18 protein-coding genes are annotated in these 21596 nt (G+C 38.9%); 11 read left to right on the top strand and 7 right to left on the bottom strand.

The window, feature by feature from the left end; genetic code table 11:
• Nucleotides 1-375: 375 nt before the first annotated feature.
• Entirely contained in the window at nt 376-2673 is a 2298-nt protein-coding gene (locus L0668_RS09360) for a YgiQ family radical SAM protein (RefSeq protein WP_235312019.1), read from the top strand.
• Nucleotides 2674-2940: 267 nt separating this feature from the next.
• A complete protein-coding gene (gene serA, locus L0668_RS09355; RefSeq protein ID WP_235312018.1) occupies nt 2941-4170 on the top strand; it encodes a phosphoglycerate dehydrogenase in 1230 nt (409 codons plus the stop codon).
• A gap of 73 nt (nt 4171-4243) precedes the next feature.
• Here serA and L0668_RS09350 read toward each other — a convergent pair whose 3' ends face one another.
• The 3 genes from L0668_RS09350 to L0668_RS09340 form a co-directional block, all read right to left on the bottom strand.
• Nucleotides 4244-5677 carry a sensor histidine kinase gene (locus tag L0668_RS09350; protein WP_235312017.1) on the bottom strand — a complete coding sequence of 478 codons (1434 nt, stop codon included), beginning with the start codon at nt 5675-5677 and terminating at the stop codon, nt 4244-4246.
• A 189-nt stretch (nt 5678-5866) separates the two neighbouring features.
• On the bottom strand, nt 5867-6595 hold the full coding sequence (locus L0668_RS09345) for a 16S rRNA (uracil(1498)-N(3))-methyltransferase (protein WP_235312016.1): 729 nt from the start codon (nt 6593-6595) through the stop codon (nt 5867-5869).
• A gap of 106 nt (nt 6596-6701) precedes the next feature.
• Entirely contained in the window at nt 6702-6875 is a 174-nt protein-coding gene (locus tag L0668_RS09340; RefSeq protein ID WP_235312015.1) for a hypothetical protein, read from the bottom strand.
• A 389-nt stretch (nt 6876-7264) separates the two neighbouring features.
• Between L0668_RS09340 and L0668_RS09335 the strand changes: the two genes are divergently transcribed.
• Nucleotides 7265-8095, top strand: a complete 831-nt coding sequence (locus L0668_RS09335; protein WP_235312014.1) for a mechanosensitive ion channel family protein — start codon at nt 7265-7267, stop codon at nt 8093-8095.
• An 84-nt stretch (nt 8096-8179) separates the two neighbouring features.
• Here L0668_RS09335 and L0668_RS09330 read toward each other — a convergent pair whose 3' ends face one another.
• On the bottom strand, nt 8180-8980 hold the full coding sequence (locus tag L0668_RS09330; protein WP_235312013.1) for a M48 family metallopeptidase: 801 nt from the start codon (nt 8978-8980) through the stop codon (nt 8180-8182).
• A 126-nt stretch (nt 8981-9106) separates the two neighbouring features.
• On the opposite strand from L0668_RS09330, the gene L0668_RS09325 reads away from it, so the two are divergent.
• Nucleotides 9107-9583 (top strand): hypothetical protein, encoded by a 477-nt coding sequence (locus L0668_RS09325; protein ID WP_235312011.1) that lies wholly within the window; start codon nt 9107-9109, stop codon nt 9581-9583.
• Nucleotides 9584-9662: 79 nt separating this feature from the next.
• Here L0668_RS09325 and metK read toward each other — a convergent pair whose 3' ends face one another.
• Nucleotides 9663-10808 carry a methionine adenosyltransferase gene (gene metK, locus L0668_RS09320; protein WP_235312009.1) on the bottom strand — a complete coding sequence of 382 codons (1146 nt, stop codon included), beginning with the start codon at nt 10806-10808 and terminating at the stop codon, nt 9663-9665.
• A gap of 275 nt (nt 10809-11083) precedes the next feature.
• Here metK and tkt point away from each other — a divergent pair, with 275 nt between their 5' ends.
• The 7 genes from tkt to L0668_RS09285 all read left to right on the top strand — a co-directional run bounded on the left by tkt (nt 11084) and on the right by L0668_RS09285 (nt 18870).
• Nucleotides 11084-13075 carry a transketolase gene (gene tkt, locus L0668_RS09315; RefSeq protein WP_235312008.1) on the top strand — a complete coding sequence of 664 codons (1992 nt, stop codon included), beginning with the start codon at nt 11084-11086 and terminating at the stop codon, nt 13073-13075.
• A 136-nt stretch (nt 13076-13211) separates the two neighbouring features.
• A complete protein-coding gene (epd, locus tag L0668_RS09310; protein WP_235312006.1) occupies nt 13212-14246 on the top strand; it encodes an erythrose-4-phosphate dehydrogenase in 1035 nt (344 codons plus the stop codon).
• 41 nt (nt 14247-14287) lie between these two features.
• Nucleotides 14288-15451: a phosphoglycerate kinase gene (locus tag L0668_RS09305; protein ID WP_235312004.1), complete on the top strand. Its 1164-nt coding sequence runs from the start codon at nt 14288-14290 to the stop codon at nt 15449-15451.
• A 305-nt stretch (nt 15452-15756) separates the two neighbouring features.
• Complete coding sequence (locus L0668_RS09300) at nt 15757-16656, top strand: fructose bisphosphate aldolase (RefSeq protein WP_235312002.1); 900 nt, start codon at nt 15757-15759, stop codon at nt 16654-16656.
• 137 nt (nt 16657-16793) lie between these two features.
• A complete protein-coding gene (locus L0668_RS09295) occupies nt 16794-17132 on the top strand; it encodes a hypothetical protein (protein ID WP_235312001.1) in 339 nt (112 codons plus the stop codon).
• Between the two features lie 92 nt (nt 17133-17224).
• The gene (locus tag L0668_RS09290) at nt 17225-17719 is read left to right on the top strand and encodes a GNAT family N-acetyltransferase (RefSeq protein ID WP_235311999.1); all 495 of its coding nucleotides are present in this window, start codon (nt 17225-17227) and stop codon (nt 17717-17719) included.
• Nucleotides 17720-18009: 290 nt separating this feature from the next.
• The gene (locus L0668_RS09285; protein ID WP_235311998.1) at nt 18010-18870 is read left to right on the top strand and encodes a transporter substrate-binding domain-containing protein; all 861 of its coding nucleotides are present in this window, start codon (nt 18010-18012) and stop codon (nt 18868-18870) included.
• Between the two features lie 71 nt (nt 18871-18941).
• Here L0668_RS09285 and L0668_RS09280 read toward each other — a convergent pair whose 3' ends face one another.
• Both L0668_RS09280 and ppx read right to left on the bottom strand, forming a co-directional pair.
• Nucleotides 18942-19967 carry a GGDEF domain-containing protein gene (locus L0668_RS09280; protein ID WP_235311997.1) on the bottom strand — a complete coding sequence of 342 codons (1026 nt, stop codon included), beginning with the start codon at nt 19965-19967 and terminating at the stop codon, nt 18942-18944.
• A gap of 97 nt (nt 19968-20064) precedes the next feature.
• Nucleotides 20065-21594, bottom strand: coding sequence for an exopolyphosphatase (ppx, locus tag L0668_RS09275; protein ID WP_235311996.1), 1530 nt, complete (start codon nt 21592-21594; stop codon nt 20065-20067).
• Nucleotides 21595-21596: the final 2 nt, after the last annotated feature.

Genomic DNA, 21596 nt, shown 5'->3' with positions numbered 1-21596 from the left:
AACAAACAATGAATTCACCCAAGTAGACAAATGTAAAGCAAGCATGGTTATAGAGACGACTTGGATAATCAGCCAACTCAAAACCAGATAACTGATCCTGACTTTAAAAACGTTACGTCTTTTCAGTTCTTGCAAGAAGCGCATAATATCGATTTATTGAGCGAGCAAAGAAACATTTTTTACATAAAATTATCTTAAAACAGGCCTTTAGAAGCCTCTTTATATTCAGTAGTAGTACATGTATTCCTGCATTATTTGCAACTGCTGTAGCTAAATTTCTGCAAAGGATGTTTTAGATCCACAGGGTTTAAGTATTCTGTTATAATCCAGCCGTTTTTTTGAGCATTTTTATTGCTGTTTTTGTTAGAGAGTTATATGCCGAGTATTCAACCCATTTCCCGATCTAAACCTGTTGCCCGTATGAAAGCGGAGCGTGGCTTGTTTTCGTTTCCCAAATATTGGGCTGAATGTTTTGATCCTGCGCCATTTTTACCTATGTCACGTAAGGAGATGGATCAACTAGGTTGGGATAGTTGCGATATTATTATTGTTACCGGTGATGCTTATATTGACCATCCTAGTTTTGGTATGGCTGTGATTGGTCGCACGTTAGAAGCACAAGGGTTTAGGGTAGGGATTATCTCTCAACCAAATTGGCATTCTAAAGAAGACTTTATGCAGTTAGGGGAGCCTAACTTATTTTTTGGGGTAACCGCTGGCAATATGGATTCTATGATCAACCGTTATACTGCTGATCGTAAACTTCGCCATGATGATGCCTATACCGCTAATAATGAAGGGGGAAAACGTCCAGATCGTGCAGTTACCGTTTATACCCAAAGATGTAAAGAGGCTTATAAAAAACCTGTGGTGATTGGCGGTATTGAAGCCAGTTTAAGGCGCATTGCCCACTACGATTATTGGTCGGATAAAGTACGCCGTAGCGTGTTGTTTGATTCAAAAGCGGACATGTTGATGTTTGGTAATGCCGAGCGCCCTCTGATTGAAATGGCTCACAGGTTTGCTGCGGGCGAAACCATAGATCAAATGCAAGACATTCGTGGTACGGCTGTATTGCGAAAAGAGCCCTTACCAGGTTGGCAAGGGGTAGACTCAACTCACGTGGATGTGATTGGAAAAATTGATCCAATTGTGAGCCCATACGAAAACATTGAAGATAAATGTGCAGTGTCCTCGGAGGCCGAAAAACAAGCAGCGATAGACGCAGATAAAGCAAAACCAATTGTTATTCAGCCATTTACTTCAAAAACCCAAAGACGTAAACCTTGGGACAAAACTTACGTGTTGTTACCGCCTTATGACATGGTGCGAGCAGAGAAAACTCACTATGCCCATACCTCTAGGATATTACATAAAGAAACCAATCCAGGCTGCGCTCGAGCGTTAGCGCAGCGTCATGGTGATCGAATAGTGTGGATCAACCCACCGGCTTTCCCTTTAGAAACCGAGGAGATGGATGCTGTGTTTGATTTGCCTTATGCACGAGTGCCTCATCCAAGTTACGGTAAAGCTAAAATTCCAGCGTACGACATGATTAAAACTTCGGTTAATATTATGCGAGGTTGTTTTGGTGGTTGTACGTTTTGTTCGATTACTGAACATGAGGGTAGGGTGATCCAAAGTCGTTCAGAAGAATCTATTATTCGAGAAATAGAAGAAATTCGCGATAAGGTACCAGGTTTTACTGGGGTAATTTCAGATCTTGGTGGCCCAACTGCTAACATGTACAAACTCCGCTGTAAAAGCCCAAAAGCGGAACAAGCATGTCGTAGGTTATCTTGTGTGTGGCCAGAAATTTGTGGTCACTTAGATACGGACCAGTCTCCAACCACTAACTTGTATCGCAAAGCTCGTGAAGTGGATGGGGTTAAAAAAGTCTTGATTGCTTCGGGTGTTAGGTACGATTTAGCTATTGAAGATCCTGAGTATGTGAAAGAGTTGGTGACTCATCATGTAGGCGGATATTTAAAAATTGCGCCAGAACATACAGAGAAAGCCCCGTTAGATAAAATGATGAAACCGGGCATGGGTACTTACGATAGATTTAAAGAGTTGTTTGACAAATATACTAAAGAAGCGGGCAAAGAGCAGTTTTTGATCCCGTATTTTATCTCTGCTCATCCAGGTACAAAAGATGAAGATATGTTGAATTTAGCCTTGTGGTTAAAAGAGCGAAATTTCAAACTTGATCAGGTGCAAAACTTTTATCCGTCGCCTATGGCTAACGCTACCACTATGTATCACACGAATAAAAATCCGATACATAAAGTCACCCATAAAAGTGAAGTGGTGGAAGTACCTAAAGGCGAAATTCATAGACGTTTACATCGTGCATTTTTACGTTATCACGATCCTGCAAATTGGCCTATGTTACGTAAAGCGTTAACTCAAATGGGGAAAACTTATTTGATCGGCAATGGACCTAAATGTTTAGTTCCAGCGGAGAGCCGTAATGAACTGCGTGGTAAAGATCAAAAAGCCTATGAAAAACGTTCAGTGAATAAAGCCCATGCTAAAGGTAAAAATGCTAATGCAGCTAGAGCTCAAAAAGGCTTAACTCGCTTTAGTAGCGATCAGCCACACAATCAGCTACACAATGAAACGGCTAAGAATACTTCGCCCCATAAAAAGCGTAGAAGCAAAAACAAGTAAAATAGCGCCAACAAAAATAAAAAGGGGTAAAATTACGGAGTGTTTGGGCAATGCAGAACGTAAACTACTATCGATCTAATTACCGAGTGACTAAATATTGAGATGGTAGAGTCTTGCATATAATACATAACTAAAACGTTCAGCTAAATCCCTTTATTTTAGTACCTTTGGCTTCCTAATTTAGCTGATTTCTGCTATTTTGTATCGCAAATAGACGTCCAGATGTCTGTCTTAATTTTAACATTAACCTGTCACGTGGAAAATCTCATGAGCAAAGTGTCGTTGCCGAAAGAAAAAATTAAAATATTGTTACTTGAAGGATTGCATCAAAGTACCTTAGATACTTTACACGCAAACGGATATGAAAATATTGAGTACCTAAAAACGTCTCTTCCAGAAGATGAGTTAATTGCAAAAATCAAAGATGTACATTTTATTGGAATTCGTTCGCGTACCCAATTAACTGAAAATGTTATAGCTGCTGCCAACAAGTTAGTAGCAGTAGGCTGTTTTTGTATCGGTACTAATCAGGTTGATCTTAACGCGACGCAAAAGCGTGGCATTCCTGTTTTTAATGCGCCGTTTTCAAATACTCGGTCGGTAGCTGAACTTGTGCTGGGTCAACTTATTTTGCTACTACGTGGTGTGCCAGAAAGAAATGCTAAAGCCCATAAAGGTATTTGGGATAAAAGTGCAGTGGGTTCTTATGAAGCCAGAGGTAAAACCTTAGGTATTATTGGTTACGGCCACATTGGTACCCAGTTAAGTATTTTAGCTGAGCATTTAGGTATGCGTGTACAGTTTTTTGATGTCGAGAGTAAACTAGTTCTAGGTAACTCTACTCAAGTTAAAACTTTAAAGCAGCTATTAAGTACGTCTGATGTGGTGAGTCTGCATGTACCAGAAACCGCTGGCACCAAAAATATGATTGGTACCAAAGAATTAGCTTTAATGAAAGACGGTGCTATTTTGATAAATGCAGCTCGTGGTACAGTGATTGATATTGATGCCTTAGCTGCGGCAATGCGCAGTGGCAAATTGGCTGGGGCGGCTATTGATGTATTCCCTGTAGAGCCTAAATCAAATAACGAATTATTTGAATCACCGTTAACTGAGTTTGACAATGTAATTTTGACCCCTCACGTTGGTGGAAGTACTCAAGAAGCTCAACAAAATATTGGTATTGAAGTGGCTGGCAAGTTAGCAAAATATAGTGATAACGGCTCTACTTTATCTGCGGTAAATTTCCCTGAAGCATCTTTACCTGAACACACAGGGCGTTCTCGTTTATTGCACATACATAAAAATGCGCCAGGTGTACTAACTCAAATTAACCATGCGTTTGCTGATAAAGGTATTAATATTGCCGCACAATACCTACAAACTAATGCCAACATTGGTTATGTAGTAATTGATGTTGAGACGGATCGCTCAGATGATGCCTTTATTCAATTGCAGAAAATCGAAGGTACAATAAAGACTCGTATCTTGCATTAAGCGATGTGTGAGTGGATAAAAAAAGGAGCCGGTGGCTCCTTTTTTATTTAATGTATGTTGGTGATATAAAGGGTTAAACTGGAAAACGAATTTCAAACTGAGATCCTTTTCCTAACTCTGACTGGCACGTGAGTGAACCATTCAGCACTTTCATTACAATATTGCTGCAAATGTGCATACCCAATCCGCTACTTTCATTGCTACCCGCTAGGGAGAAAAACGGCTTATAGATGTTTTGTATAGTTTCTTGATCCATACCCACACCATTGTCTTTATAATAAATGAGTAGTTCACTTTGCTCAGGTACTAAGCTGGCCTTAATGGTAATACGGCCAGACTGATTAGGTAAAAATGCATGGTGTACCGAGTTCATAATTAAATTGATCAAAACTTGACTTAGAGCACCTGGATTACTGGAAATATTGAGTTCATCTGAAATGTCGATGCAAAACTTATGTGGCTTCATTTTTAATCTAGGTTTGAGGGATAATAAAACCTCATAAACATAGTGACATAAATTAAAACTGCGCAGATCTTGACTGTCTTGGTCTATGGATAACCTTTTAAAGGTATTAATTAGCTCATCCGCTCTTTGTACATTTCGCTGAATGATGTATGAAGCTTCTTTCGCCTCTTGCAAATAAGTTATTAACTCCGACCGTTTTAGTTGGTTTAACTCCAGTTTTTCAAAACATTCTTGTTGCAAATCACTTAAATAACTTGATGCGGTTATAGAAACACCTATAGGAGTATTAATTTCATGGGTCAGACTTGACATCATAGTGCCTAAAGCGGCCATGTTTTCTAATTCAATAAGCTGAGTTTGTACTTGGGTTCTTTGTATTATGGCCTTTTTTACCGCTAAATTAAGTTCGTTTAAGTCAGCATCTTGTTTACTTATTGTTTTTTGTAGCGAAATTTTATTCTTTAATTCAGCAGTTTTTTGTTTGCCGTGAAAAATAAGAGCTGAAACACTGCTTGCCGCTCTGTGTAATAAATCTAATTCGCTGTCGTTTGTATGCCTAACGGTATTGAATAGGCATAAATAAGCACCACATAAAATACCGTCATGAGAAACTAGCGGTATAGTCCAAGCTGCGACTACGCCTAATTCTTTGCCTTCTATATGTAAGTCTTTACATTCGCGAGATTGATAAATGTCTGAATATATAAACTCAGTTTTATTGAGTAAATTTTTAGTTATTTCAGTTGTTTTACTGTTCAACATCTTGTGTACAAAGTTGGTCACAAAATTTGTATGTGTGCGATTAGATTTATTAATTACATTAAAGCGACTTTCTGAGGAATTAAACGATAAAACCTGACAATGACAACTGCCTAATACATTTTCTAGGCAATCCGAAATGCTGATTAAACTGGTACTTAAGGAGCCTGAGTTGAGTAGATTTTCCATTGCATTAGCTCGAATATCGTCTAATAAACGTTGCGAGGCTAAGGCCATGTTTCTGTGATTTTTTTCAGTCGAAACTAATTGTAATGATTGCATAGTATTTATAATTATTATTAGAGCGATCTATAAACGCTTAGACTGATAAGAACAGTTAATTTTTAATACAAATCAGTCGCTGCGTATGTTTAAGGTTTTAGTATTAGCAAGTTAAACACTTGTACATCAACACTAAACTAAGGCTCTAAACTACCACATATGAATAAAATGTAAAATATTCACAATTACTTAAAGGTCGCCATGAATCGCTTGCAGAGCTGTTATTGCGCTAATAGCAGCGGTTTCCGTGCGTAACACTCTAGGGCCTAGTTGTACTGTGTAAAAGCCACTTTGTTCGGTTTGGTATATTTCTTGGTCGGTAAATCCACCTTCAGGGCCAATTAATAATCTGGCACCAGTTGGGGGGATTGATACATGCCTAAATGCTTGTTCTGCTCTTGGATGCAAAGTTAAACGAATTTGGTTGGTGGATAAATTAATCCAATCATTGAAAGGAGTAGGGAAGTGTATTTGGGGCAAGACATTACGCCCACATTGCTCACAAGCAGAAATAGCTACCTTTTGCCATTGTTCATGTTTTTTTTGCCACCTTTGTTGATTAAGTTTTATACCGCAGCGTTCGGTTATAAGTGGTGTGATTTCGCTAACCCCCAGTTCAACAGATTTTTGGATCACCCAGTCCATTCTATCACCTCTTGACACGCCTTGGCCTAAGTGAATATTTAAGGGAGACTCAATACTAATGGACAACTTTGCATCTATAGTTGCGACCACTTTACGTTTTGAAACCTCTGATAGATGTGCGCTGTATTCATTACCGTCACCATTAAACAATACTACAGCTTGTTGTTCTTTGACTCTTAATACATTAGCTAAATGATTGGTGGCTTCTGCGGTTAATGTTATTTGACTGTCAACACTAAGCGGTTGGGGGTGGAAGATTCTACTGGTACGCATCAATATCACTCTAAAATTTTTTAGAATAATATCAGCAGATAAACATAAATTATATAAAGAGAGATAAGTAAAACGGTCGTTCCACGACCGTTTTACTTATAAGTTTTTAGCTTGCTTCACTAGGATTAGACATACTAATTTGTTGTGAGGTGCCCACCCGATTCTCGACTAAGGTGTTACCCTGTCTACGAGCATACTTAGTGTTCTTGCCAGTTTCTCTAGAAAGAGAAAAAGCTAAAAGAACCACTACTGCGATAATTAATAAATATACTAATAACATTTTCAATTCCTTTAAAAATATTAGTCAACCTTGGATAGGTTGCACTTATATTAACACTAAAATACTTATACTCAAATTTACAATTGTATAAATATAAATCAATGCGCTGAAATTAACATTAGGTTGTGACATTTATATTACTTTTTATGAGTATTTGATAAAAAAAATGTAGTCACTTTTGACTATTGTCTAATTGATTTAATTTTCAGAAGCTTTAACTTGTACGCAGTTTTTTATGGACTGCTTTTTGACTTTACATAATTGTTAGGCCCTATAAACTGTTCTTGTTTTGTTAAATTGGTTGCTTGAATTGCAGCAGTAAACACTACTCAAGACCCATATAAATAGTAGTAAACTTAATTTGGTTGTTTCATATAATGGAGAAAAAAATGTTTGAATTAGATGCGGAAAAGGTAACTCAATTAGTTGATACCTATGCTATTCCATGGGGTATTAATATCTTAATGGCAGTGGTTATTTATTTTGTGGGTAAAATCATTGTAGGTGTAGTGGTTAATTTATTTGGTAAGTTACTACAACGCTCAAAATATGACGACATGCTGGTAGATTTTTTAAAAGCTATAGTCAATGCACTATTGATGTTATTTGTGATAGTGGCATCTCTAGATCAATTAGGCGTTGATACTACTTCGTTAGTGGCAATTTTAGGTGCGGCAGGTTTAGCCATAGGTTTATCTCTACAAGGCTCATTACAAAATTTTGCTGCAGGCGTAATGCTACTGGTATTTAGACCTTTTAAAGCCGGAGATTTTGTAGAAGCGGGTGGTGCTGCAGGTGTAGTGAAAAGTATTAGTATATTCACTACAATCATGACCACGGGTGACAATAAAGAAGTGATTATACCAAATGGCTCTATATATGGTGGAAACATAACTAATTATTCAGCTAAAGAAACACGCCGTGTGGATATGGTTGTGGGTATTGGTTACGACAGTGACTTGAAAAGGGCTAAAGAAGTACTACAAGAAATTGCAGATGCCGATGAGCGTATCTTGAAAGAGCCTGCTGTGACTATTGCTGTGTCTGAATTAGCTGACAGTAGTGTTAATTTTGTAGTTAGACCTTGGGCCAAAACGGCTGATTTTTGGGCTGTTAAGTTTGCTTTTACTGAAGCGGTTAAATTACGCTTCGATCAAGAAGGTATCGCTATTCCGTTCCCACAAATGGATGTGCATGTGCATAAAGACTCTGAAAAATAATTTTCTGAGTGGTTACTTATTTATGCCAATTGGTTTAAAAAATGCCGTGCTAATTGTTTAGCGCGGCATTTTTTTGTTTGTGTTTTATCGTTTACAACTAGGTCTATCAGTTGAGTTTTTATAGATATTTGTAGCAGATGGCATATTTTCGTTTAAGGTTTTAATTCGAGTGGTGGGTAAAGGGTGTGTAGATAACCATTCTGGTTGACGCTTTCCGCCAGCGGCTTTATCCATGTTTTGCCACAATTTACTTGCTTGTTGCGGCTGAAACCCAGCTTTAGCCATTAATTCTAATCCAATTAAATCCGCTTCAGTTTCGTGAGTTCTGCCGAAGGGTAATTGAAAGCCAACTTGCACCCCTAACCCGAGTCCCGCCATGATCATATTACTACTGGCAATTTGTTTGGCTTCGAGCAACTGGTTGGTGGTTTCCATTCCTATACCTATTAGGGTGTTACTCGACATCCTCTCATTACCATGTTCAGCAATCACATGGCCTACTTCGTGGCCGATTACCGCCGCCAGTTGATGCTGATTTTCAGCTACGTCTAAAAGTCCTGTATAAACCCCTATTTTTCCGCCAGGTAAAGCAAAGGCATTGACTTGTGGCTCATCAAAGACAACTAATTCCCAATTACCACTAAACACAGATTTAGGTACGTGTTTGGTGATTGCATCAGCCACACATTGTACAAAGTTATTCGAGACTCCTTTAGTGGAAACCTTCTGCTGAGCCTTCATACCATCAAAAGCTTGTTCACCCATTCCGGCTAGTTGTGAGCTTGAATAAAGTTTTAATTGATTACGGCCTAAAGGTGACTTAGCACAAGACACTAAAAGAATTAAGCTAGATAGCGCAATAAGGGTTACTTTTTTGTTTAGCATAAATATAACTCTAAGTTCGAATGAATTTGGATCATACCTTGATCTATACTGAGCGTTAAGCTTGGGTTCAGTCAAATTCAGCTATTTTCTTTTTTATAGCAGCATCGATAACTTTTGGACGTTATTATGAACAGATTATTTTCTAAATTACTTATTTTGATTAACGTTTTGGTTTTAGGTGCTTGCGCTAATTCGGCACATGTTGATCATCAAGCCAAAAATCAATTTGTTACTGAGTTTTATGCCTTAGTAGAAGACGTGCATAAAGTTAAATTTAAGTCTTATGCAGGTGAAGCAGCCGCGGTAGGGGCTGTTGATGGTGCACTTAGTAACATACATGGAGATAGTGACGACATGTTAGCAGGGGCTATTATTGGTGGAATATTCGGCGGCTTATTAACGGCCATTTTTGAAGGTGATACAACAGGATATGAATATCAGTTATCCGCTATAGATGGGGATATAGTGAATGTTATTGTAGATGATAAAGAAGCACACCAAGGACAATGTGTAAAAGTGCGGGTGGCTGGGGATGTTCGTTTATCTTTGCGTCCTATGTCGCAGTGTGACAGGGCAGCGCGTGAGTTTGAAGGTTTCGAGTAACTTTTTAAACCGATCAATCTCAATCCAATAAAAAAGCCTCTTGCGAGGCTTTCAAATATTTCAAACATTTAGTTGTAGATTAAATACTGGCTTTTAAACGCTCAGCAACATCTGTTTTTTCCCAAGGAAATTCTTCACGGCCAAAATGACCATAAGCAGCTGTAGGCTGATAGATAGGGCGCTCTAAATCTAACATTTGAATTAAGCCGTGTGGTCTTAGCTCAAAGTGTTCACGAATAAGTTTTATTAATTTTTCTTCCGAAACTTTACTCGTACCAAAGGTGTCAACATTGATGGACGTTGGTTCTGCTACCCCAATGGCATAAGACACTTGAATCTCACATTTGTCAGCCAATCCGGCAGCTACTATGTTTTTAGCTACGTATCGTCCAGCGTAAGCAGCTGATCTATCTACTTTTGATGGATCTTTACCAGAGAAAGCTCCACCACCATGGCGAGCCATACCACCATAAGTATCAACAATAATCTTACGACCGGTCAAACCACAATCACCCACTGGTCCACCGATTACAAATCGACCTGTTGGATTGATAAAGTACTTAGTTTTGGCGGTTAACCACTCTGCTGGTACTACAGGTTTGATAATTTCTTCCATCACCGCTTCGCGCAAATCAGCAGTGCTAATAGAATCACAATGTTGTGTGGATAATACGATTGCATCTATGCCTACAGGTTTACCATCTTCATAAACAAAAGTAACTTGGCTTTTGGCATCAGGACGTAACCAGCTTAATCTGCCATTTTTGCGCACTTCAGCCTGACGTTTGACTAATCTATGAGAATAAGTGATAGGTGCAGGCATTAACACGTCGGTTTCATTACTAGCATAACCAAACATTAAACCTTGGTCACCGGCACCTTGTTCTTCTGGAGAAGAGCGGTCAACACCTTGGTTAATATCGGGAGACTGTTTACCAATTGCATTTAATACTGCACAAGAATCTGCATCAAAACCCATTTCAGAATTAACATAACCAATATCTCTTACGGTTTTACGGGTGATTTCTTCAATATCAACCCAAGCAGAGGTGGTCACTTCGCCGCCCACCAATACCATGCCTGTTTTAACAAATGTTTCGCAAGCCACACGTGCTTTAGGATCTTGCTCAAGTATTGCGTCAAGTACCGCATCTGATATTTGATCGGCTATTTTATCTGGATGTCCTTCAGAAACAGATTCAGAAGTAAAAAGATGTGCTGTCATAGGGCTGCCTTAATTAATGCTGATATAGAGAACTATTATGTCGGCCATTCTAGCAATTTATTGAGAAAATACCAGTCTTTACTTCTAGACGTCTAAATGGCTGTAACTTATTTAGACTAAGTTGTGAATAAAAGTCATATAGAAATAGCCTTTCGTAAGCGTTTTAAGATTGCAGTTAGTCTTCGGCTATAACAGAATAGACGGCTATTTTGGTAAGTGTAGTTATCCTAAGGGTTAAATACCTTGCTTATCCTATGAATTAGTCAGGAGACAACATGCCTTCACGTCGAGACCTCGCCAACGCAATCCGTGCTTTAAGTATGGATGCTGTTCAAAAAGCCAAATCTGGTCACCCAGGTGCACCAATGGGAATGGCTGATATAGCTCAAGTTTTATGGACAGATTTTTTAAATCATAACCCGACCAACCCAGAGTGGGCTAACCGAGATCGTTTTGTATTATCAAATGGTCACGGTTCAATGTTGATTTATTCGTTGTTGCATTTGTCAGGATATGCCTTACCAATTGAGGAATTAGCTCAATTTAGACAACTACATTCTAAAACCCCTGGTCACCCAGAATATGGTTACACAGCAGGTGTTGAAACTACGACTGGTCCTCTAGGCCAAGGTATTTGTAATGCAGTAGGTATGGCCATAGCTGAAAAAACCTTAGCCGCTCAATTTAACAAGCCAGGTCATGAAATAGTTGACCATTACACTTACAGCTTTTTAGGTGACGGTTGTTTGATGGAAGGTGTTTCTCATGAAGCATGTTCTTTAGCCGGCACTTTGGGCTTAGGTAAGCTAGTGGCATTTTGGGATGACAACGGTATTTCTATCGATGGTGAAGTAGAAGGTTGGTTCACTGACGATACTCCAGCTCGTTTTGAAGCTTACGGTTGGCATGTCATTGCTGATGTAGATGGTCATGATGCTGACGCCATTGCTGCTGCAATCGCGCAAGCGAAAGCCGTAACCGACAAACCAACCATGATCTGCTGTAAAACAATCATTGGTTTTGGCTCACCAAATAAATCGGGTAGCCATGATTGTCACGGTGCACCATTAGGTGATGAAGAAATCGCTGCAGCTCGTGAATTCTTAAACTGGCCACATGCACCGTTTGAAATCCCAGCTGATGTATATGCAGGGTGGGATGCTAAAGAAGCTGGTTCGTCTAAAGAACAAGAGTGGAACGCTAAGTTTGATGCGTATGCCGCAGCATTCCCAGCTGAAGCGGCTGAATACAAACGTCGTATAGCGGGTGATTTACCTGCTGATTTCTCAGCTAAAGCTGACGCATTTATTCAAGAATGCCAAGACAAAGCAGAAAACGTAGCAAGTCGTAAAGCGTCACAAAATTCAATTGAAGCTTTTGCTAGTATTTTACCTGAAGTGATTGGTGGCTCTGCTGATTTGGCTGGCTCTAACCTAACATTATGGTCAGGTGCCAAAGGTTTAACCGCTGAAGATGCAAGTGGCAACTATATTTTCTATGGTGTACGTGAATTTGGTATGACTGCCATTATGAATGGTATTGGTTTACACGGTGGATTCCGTCCATACGGCGCAACTTTCTTAATGTTTATGGAATATGCCCGTAACGCACTTAGAATGTCTGCTTTAATGGGTATTCCAAATATTCAAGTTTATACTCATGACTCAATTGGTCAAGGCGAAGATGGTCCAACTCACCAGCCTATCGAACAAGTGGCTAACTTGCGTCTTACTCCAAATATGGATACATGGCGCCCATGTGATGCAGCTGAAACAGCCACTGCATGGAAATTCGCTCTAGAGCGTAAAGATGGTCCTTCATCGTTAGTATTTAGTCGTCAAGGTTTACCTGCACAAGCTCGTGATGCAGCTCAAGTTAAAGCCATTGCTCGTGGTGGTTATATCCTTAAAGACACAGCTGGTACGCCAGATGTGATCATTATTGCCACTGGTTCTGAAGTGGGTATTAGTGTTGAAGCTGCTGAACAGCTTGCTACTCAAGGTATTGCTGCTCGCGTAGTATCTATGCCTTGTACTAGTGTGTTTGATAAGCAAGATGCAGATTATAAAGAATCTGTATTGCCATCAAGCATCACAAAACGTGTTGCAGTAGAAGCGGCTCATGTTGATTACTGGTACAAATATGTTGGCTTTAATGGCGCGATTGTGGGTATGTCTACCTTTGGCGAATCTGCACCAGGTGGCGCATTGCTTAAACATTTCGGCATTACTGCTGATGCCGTGGTTGAAGCGGCTAAAGGCTTATAAAAGCGCATAAAGTTGAGGTTTTGAGAGTGAGATAACTTTCGATTACCACAAACTAAAGATAGAATAGGGCGCTTTTTAGCGCCCTTTGTTTTACAAACAAATAAACGTCCGTTATTTTCAAGTCAATTAGGAAGTTATGATCCGTATCGCAATAAATGGTTTTGGTCGTATTGGCAGAAATGTCCTTCGTGCGCTTTATGAAAGTGGTCAGAATCAATTTATCAAAGTGGTGGCGATTAATGAATTAGCCTCTGCTGAAGGCATTGCCCATCTTTTAAAGTACGATACCGCTCACGGACGCTTTTCTTCCTCGGTAAATTTAAAGCCACTTAATGCGAGTAATCATTACTTAAATGTTGACGAGGATGATATTGCCTTGTTGCATTGCCCTGAGATAAAAGATCTTGATTGGCAGCAATATAATGTAGATATAGTGTTGGAATGTACTGGTAAATTTGGCGAACGTAAGTGGGGGCAAGCGCATTTAGACCAAGGCGCAAAGCAAGTATTATTTGCTGAGCCTGCTAGTCCTGATGTGGATGCCACTATTATTTACGGGATCAACGATCACATTTTGACAGCCGAGCACAAGATTGTATCTAATGGTTCGTGCACAACTAATTGTATCGTACCTATTATTCAAACCTTAGATCAGGCGTTTGGGGTAAATAGCGGGACTATCACTACTATTCATTCGTCCATGCATGACCAACAAGTGATTGATGCTTATCATCCAGATTTAAGACGAACCCGTGCCGCTAGTCAGTCTATTATCCCTGTCGATACCAAACTCGCAGCGGGGATTGAGCGTATTTTACCGCAATTCGCTGGAAAATTTGAAGCCATAGCGGTGCGCGTACCCACTATTAATGTGACGGCTATGGACTTAAGTGTCACCTTAAACTCAGATACTAACGTGGCTGGGGTTAACCAAGCATTAAAAGCCGCTAAGTTGGGAAGCTTAAATGGTTTACTCGATTACACTGAGATACCTTTGGTTTCCTGTGATTTTAATCATGATCCCCATTCTTGTATTGTAGATGGCACACAAACTCGGGTCAGCCATAGACACTTGGTAAAAACTTTAGTTTGGTGTGATAACGAGTGGGGGTTTGCCAATCGAATGTTAGACACCTGCCGCGCAATGTATCGCGGCTATCATGCCGAATAAACAATTGAACAATTTTTATAAATTATTATTAAGGATAAATTATGTCAGTAATTAACATGTCAGAATTGGATTTAGCCGGCAAACGCGTGCTAATCCGCGAAGATTTAAATGTGCCAGTTAAAGATGGCGCGGTCACTTCTGATGCCCGTATTCGTGCTTCTTTACCTACTATTCAGGCTGCTGTTGCAGCGGGTGCTAAAGTGATGGTGATGTCACATTTAGGTCGCCCAATTGAAGGTGAATATGCGGAAGAATTTTCTTTGTTGCCGGTAGTTAAGTACCTACAAGACAATACCGATTTAACTGTACGTTTAGAAAAAGACTACCTTGCTGGCGTTGAAGTCAATGCCGGTGAAGTGGTTGTGTTAGAAAATGTGCGTTTTAATAAAGGTGAAAAGAAAGACGACGAAACCTTAGCCAAACAATATGCGGCATTATGTGATGTTTACGTAATGGATGCATTTGGTACTGCTCATCGTGCCCAAGCGTCAACTCATGGTGTAGGTGTTCATGCGCCTATTGCTTGTGCTGGCCCTCTATTAGCCGGTGAATTAGCCGCTTTGGGTAAAGCTCTTAATAACCCACAAAGACCTTTAGTAGCCATTGTGGGTGGCTCAAAAGTATCGACCAAATTAACTGTGCTAGATGCCTTATCAAAAATTGCAGACCAGTTAGTTGTAGGTGGTGGCATATCCAATACTTTCGTGGCAGCACGTGGAAACAATGTTGGTTTGTCTTTGTATGAAAAAGATTTGATCCCAGAAGCACAGCGTTTAATGGAAGCCTTAGATATTCCAGAAACAGTAGATGTGCGCACCGGCAAAAACTTCTCCGATCAAGAGCCTGCGGTAATTAAAGCGGCTAATGAAGTACAAGACGATGAAGAAATTATGGATTACGGCCCGAAAACAGCTGAAAATGTAGCGGCTATTTTACGCAATGCCAAAACCATTTTATGGAACGGCCCATGCGGTGTATTTGAATTCGATAATTTTTCAAAAGGTACTGAAGTGGTAGCGCGAGCCATTGCCGAGAGTGATGCTTTCTCAATAGCTGGCGGCGGCGATACTTTGGCTGCAATTGATAAGTGGGGATTAGAAGATCAAATTTCTTATATCTCAACAGGTGGTGGTGCCTTTTTAGAATTTGTTGAAGGTAAAGTGTTACCTGCAGTGGCTATGCTTGAAGCTCGCGCTGCGAAGTAAAAGAAAGAATTACGAAAATAACAAATGGTTAAGCGAATATCGCTTAACCAATTAAAATATTCTATGGGTATCAGACGTTAGATCTTAGCCCTGTAAAGAATCAAATAATAAGAAGAGTTTAAGCTCTCAAAATTTGGAACAGTGAACCCTACATGCTGCTTTTTATTAGGTAGGCCTTCGGCTATCTAAACTAAAATATCCTGTCTGATTTTCTGCTCCTTTTTATCTCTATAACCCTACAAAGTCGAAGTAATACCTAAAATGGTATAGCAATCGGCTACAGCACCTTTTAAGGAGTGTTGCTTATGAACTCACAAGCGCAGTTAGATATGCTTGCAAAAATAAAGAACAAAAATGGTTTTATAGCCGCATTAGATCAAAGTGGAGGTAGCACACCTAAAGCCCTTGCGGTATACGGTATAGCAGAATCTGAATATCAAAATAATGAAGAAATGTTTACTAAGGTACACGAAATGCGTACCCGTATTATCACTTCGCCATATTTTGACGGTGACAGAACCTTAGGTGCCATTTTATTTGAAAACACCTTAGACCGGGACATTGCCGGTCAACCGTCGGCTAAATATTTATGGAATGTGAAAAACATCATTCCATTTTTAAAAGTCGACAAAGGGCTAGAGCCTGAAAAAGATGGGGTGCAACTAATGAAACCCATCGCCAATTTAGCTGAATTATTAGCTAAAGCGAATACACAAAATGTATTTGGTACTAAGATGCGATCCGTCATTAAACAGGCAAATGCATTTGGTATTGAAGCCAATATTGCTCAGCAGTTTGCAGTAGGTAAACAAATTTTAGCGGCTGGACTTATGCCGATTTTGGAGCCTGAATTAGATATTCACTGTCCTGAAAAAGCCAAAGCTGAAGTGATGCTCAAGGAATCGATTCTTCAGCATCTTGCAAATTTGGACGAAGGCGTACAAATCATGTTAAAGCTCACTTTACCGGATGAAGCCAATTTCTACGCTGATTTGGTTAAACATCCAAAAGTACTTAAAGTGGTGTCTTTGTCTGGTGGTTATTCACAGGCCGAAGCAAACTTTAAATTAGTCCAAAATAACGGTGTGATCGCCAGTTATTCTCGCGCTTTGTCACAGGGTTTAAACGCTAAACAAGCTGATTCAGAGTTTAATTCAATCTTAAATGTTTCAATTGAAAACATTTACACAGCCTCAAAGAGTTAGCTTGGTTTATTTAACTGTCGGGCCTAATTAATGTCCGACAGTTTTTATTTTGAACTGAACTATTTATTTTTAATGGTTTGTTTTTAATTGGTATATTATTCTAATGGTACTAAGTTGAAGGAGTGAGGTTCGAATAAATGGGATTAAGTTTACCTTTACCGCTTTATAAAAAATTAACCGTTACATTTCGAGTCGAGCCTGGGTGCTTGGGTCCAGATGGAGCTGATCACATTGACGGCTTTTGTAAATATGCGAAAAAAGCGGTGGCTAAATTAGATTCAGATTTTGTTCGTTGGGTGATCACTCCAAGATATGACAAATCATTGCCAGAAACAGAATACAAAACTAATAATAAAAAACTTGATCATGACAAAGCTGAAAAGTACTTACGAGTATTCGATAAAGAGTTAGATGATTTTGAAGAACATTTACAAGACAAGTTATCTGTATTGATCGATGAATACTTAGGTCGATAAATTTAGCTTTAATTGTTTACTGTTTCTCTTTAAAACAATTCAGTTTATTACACAAAAACTTAATAATGTACTCCCTGATTAAGGTCTAATGTATGCAAATACGAGAAGCTCATGAGAGTGACTTTGAGGGAATATGGTGTATTTTTCAAGGTGTTGCCGCTGCGGGTGAAACTTACGCTTATGATCGCAGTACTAACAGGTCACAAGCAATAAAGTTGTGGTGTGAAGCTCCCAGAAAAACTTATGTAGCTGTGCAAGATAATCAAGTATTAGCTACTTATTACTTAAAAAACAATCAAGCAGGCCCTGGTAATCATGTGTGTAACTGCGGGTATATGGTCGCACCTGAGGCTAGAGGTAAGGGCTTAGCTACTTTACTATGTGAACATTCAGAAAAAATTGCGGTTGAATTGGGTTACTCAGCCATGCAGTTTAATTTTGTTGCGGCGTCTAACGTCGGAGCAATTAGATTGTGGCATAAATCAGGTTTTGAAACAGTAGGCCGGCTACCTAAAGCTTTTAATCATCCTAAACTAGGTCTAGTGGACGCATTAGTTATGTATAAATGGTTCGCTGAGGAAAATTAACTTTGTACTATAATTGAACATTCCAAGTGACTAGACGGGATTGCCAGAAAAAGGAGAGCTAAGCAATAAATACGTCAGTTAACTCGGTAAAAACAGACGATTTATGAGCGTACAATGAAAATTTGGTATTTATAGGTGAGTTCCTTAGTATTAGATTGACTAAAGAAGGCTATGGTTGGTGTTTAATAAATTCAACTTTTTTATATTTTTTATTGATACATTAAATTTATGGATCTCTTTCCTTGTAGACAATGGTAATTAAAATTAGATGCACCTTAATTTTGTTGCTAATGCTTGTTTCCAAAGTAGCTACTAGCGCACCTCTTATTGTTAAATTCCATCAACACAGTAGCGATGTCAATCATCCTGTTCGACATTACTATACTGAGCTACTGAATTTAGCTTTAACCAATACAGTCGCAGAATATGGTGAATTTGAACTGAGTCCGCGTATGTTTATCTCTTCTCAGCAGCGTTCGTTAATGCTCTTACAGGAGGGGGATTTTGTCGACGTGCACTGGACAATGACAAGTGCTCAACGTGAAGAACAACTTCAAGCAGTTTATATTCCATTATTGAAAGGTTTAATGGGTTATAGAGTCTTATTAATCAAAAAAGAACAACAAGAAAAAATAAAAAAAGTGAGTAATTTTGACGACCTTAAAAAACTGTCTCTAGGACAAGGTATAGGTTGGCCCGATTCCACTATATTGAAAGCGAATGATTTAAACGTAATCTTAGCTAACTCTCAAAGTTTGCACGAAATGTTGGTTAAAGAACGGTTTGATGCGTTTCCACGGGCAGTTACCGAAGCATGGCGAGAGTTAGATTTTGACGAATCACTAACAGTCGATTGTTGCCTATTATTACAATATATTTCACCTGTGTATTTTTTTGTTAAAAAAGACAATCAATTGCTGGCTGAGCGATTAACTAAAGGCCTTGAACTTGCAATTGATAACGGTAGTTTTGATGAGTTGTTTTTTAAATATCGTGCTCCGCAGGCCATGTTTGACTTGGTAAATTTTGCAAATAGAAAAAGGATTTACCTAAAAAATCCAGCTTTGAGTGCTAATACTAAACGATTACTGCAACAATCTAACCTATGGTTTTTCCCTGAAGATATTAAAAATATTTTGCAAAAACAGTAAACATAGAAAGCCAAAATTTCCCTATGCTTATGGCGTATACGGTCTTAACTGCTATCAGCAGAAGACTAGGGTTATAATATTGCTTCAACCCTGTCTCGCCCAGAGTCTTTGGCTTTGTATAGCGCTTTGTCTGCTCTTTCAATAATGCTGATTAAATTGTCTGTCGGACTTCTTTGGGTGATGCCAAATGAAGCCGTTACAGGGTTGATTTTATCTCCGGTACGTTTATTGGTATAAGGGGTTGAAGATAATTTTAATCGTATTTTTTCTGAAAGTTCTTTCGCTTGGTTTAGACTGAAATTAGGACAAAATAAAGCAAATTCTTCACCGCCCAATCTAATGGCAATGACGGGATCATCACATTCTTTTTCAAGTAGTTGGCCTACAAATTTTAGGATTTGATCACCTAATACATGACCGTGAGTGTCATTGAAATTTTTGAATTTATCGATATCCATGATGATTAATGCCAACTGTTCGCCTTCATCATCAATAAATGAATGGTAAACCGACTCTAAAACGCGTCTATTACATAAACCTGTGAGCGGGTCGGTATTAGCTTCACGCTTGCTTTTTTCAAGTTCATTCTTTAGAGAGTTGATTTCACTTTGTGCAGAAGACAGTTGGCCTTGAAATTCTTGGTTCGCGTTGCATATTGCTGAGGCATTTTCATTAAGGGCATTTAGTACTGCGGATACATCTTCATTTACTTCCAATGTTTCAATGGTGTTCACATTTTCGATTAATGCTTTAGAAAATCCATCGGTTTGTTTGGCCGTTATGTCCAAAGAATCTGACAAATTATCAACAAGCTTTAATATTGCCTTTTGAAAAGTATCTAGCTCTTTTTCATCGTTCTCTTTATCTATTTGGCTGATATGCTGAATAAACAAGGTTTGTGCTATTGCTGGTGGACAGGTTTGGTAACGCTCAATAACTTGTTCTAGTTCTTTATTCAGTTGGGGAAAAGATTTGGAATAATAGCTATACCATAAAGTATAGTTGAGCGGATCGGGCACTATATTGTGCTTCATCATAGTTGGAACAGCTTGACGTAGATAATCTGCAGCTTGGCTAGAGTTTTCAGAAAATATCATTTATGGATTTTTTTCATCCTTGAGTAATGTATGTTTTTTATAACTGAGTCTATTTTGATTCAATTTTTAACTAGATATATGCGAGTTTGTATCGGTTCTATTCGTATTCTAAAGTAAGTTCTATTTCCTGTATGTATTTACTTTCACTTTCTATATCGGCACTAAATATTGGCTTTTTACTTAACCAGTTTTCAGGAAATTGTATATATAATTGACTGTTATTTGCCTTGAGTAGTATGTCTGGCAAAATGTCATCTTGGCGTTTTATGTTCAGTAATACACCTAAGCGTAATAAAGTTACCAATTTATACACATCAGCTTGTTGAAAATTAGTAAACTCGGGTATTTCACTCAACTTTATTTTTTTACGGTGAAATCTAGCTAATACTGCTAACAGATTTTGTTGTTCTTGGCTAAAACCCGGTAAATCAATATTTTGTAAAATATAACATGAATGTCGCTGAATGCCTCGGGTGTTAATTTGCAAACCCACTTCGTGCAATAGGCAAGACCAGCCGAGTAAGTTTTTTAATTCAGAATTTTCAATTCCCCATGACTTTTTGACTTGTTGGTATAACCCCATAGTAGTAGTTAATACTCGTTTAGCATGGGCTACATCTACGTCATATCTAATGGCTAAACTCTCGGCACTGCGCTCCCGAATATCCAGATGTTGTAAATTATCTTCCATTTCATAAAGCACACCTTCACGTAAAGCTGCACTCGATAATTCCATTTCAGTTATTTTTAGACTTTTAAATATGCCAATTAATATAGCAAGTCCGGCAGCAAAAACAGGTTTGCGGTCTTCACTTAAACCGTCTAAAGCTAGATGTTCACTATTACCAGCGGCGCAACATAGCTCCATTAAGGTGTATAAGTCACTGAGTGACACTTTATTTTCGCGGTTATTTCCATCTAAATGGGAAGCAAGTTCAATAATGACCTTGATTGTACCTGAGGTACCAATACACGCTTGCCAGCCAATATTTTTGTATTTTTTATCGATTAGTTCTAAAGCTTGTTGGGCTGCGGTGACGGCTTTTTCAAAGGCTTTGCGTTTGAGTTCCCCTTGTTTAAAAAACTTATTAGTAAAACTCACACAGCCCATTTGCACACTGCGTAAAATATGGGTTTCAAATCCCTCACCGATAATAAATTCGGTTGAGCCACCCCCAATATCGATAACTAACCTATTACCCTCTACATGATTGGTATGAGCGACTCCTTGATATATTAGGCGTGCTTCTTCAACACCGGAAATAATTTCAATTGGAAAGGGGAAAACTTTTTTGGCAGCTTTAATAAATTCTTTAGCGTTAGTCGCTTTGCGTAAAGCGTGGGTGGCAACTACCCGCACATATTCTGGCTCAAAACCTTGTAAACTTTCAGACACCACTTTTAATGCATCTAACCCCCGCTGCATGGCTTCAGGAGAAAGACTGCCGTCTTTATCTAGTCCATCAGCCAGACGTACTTTAGGTTTAAGTCTATGTAATATTTGAACTGAATCAGCAACTATCCTGGCCACCACCAAATGAAAGCTATTTGAGCCAATATCTAACGCAGCTACTTGACTACTTTTTCGCTCTTCAACGCTTTCAAAGGCGGATTTTACACTGGGCATAG

Origin of the sequence: Paraglaciecola algarum (genome assembly GCF_021532655.1) — a bacterium.
GTDB classification, from domain to species: Bacteria; Pseudomonadota; Gammaproteobacteria; order Enterobacterales; family Alteromonadaceae; genus Paraglaciecola; species Paraglaciecola algarum.
Note: the sequence above shows the minus strand (reverse complement) of the source record. Positions and strands in the feature narration are given on the sequence as shown.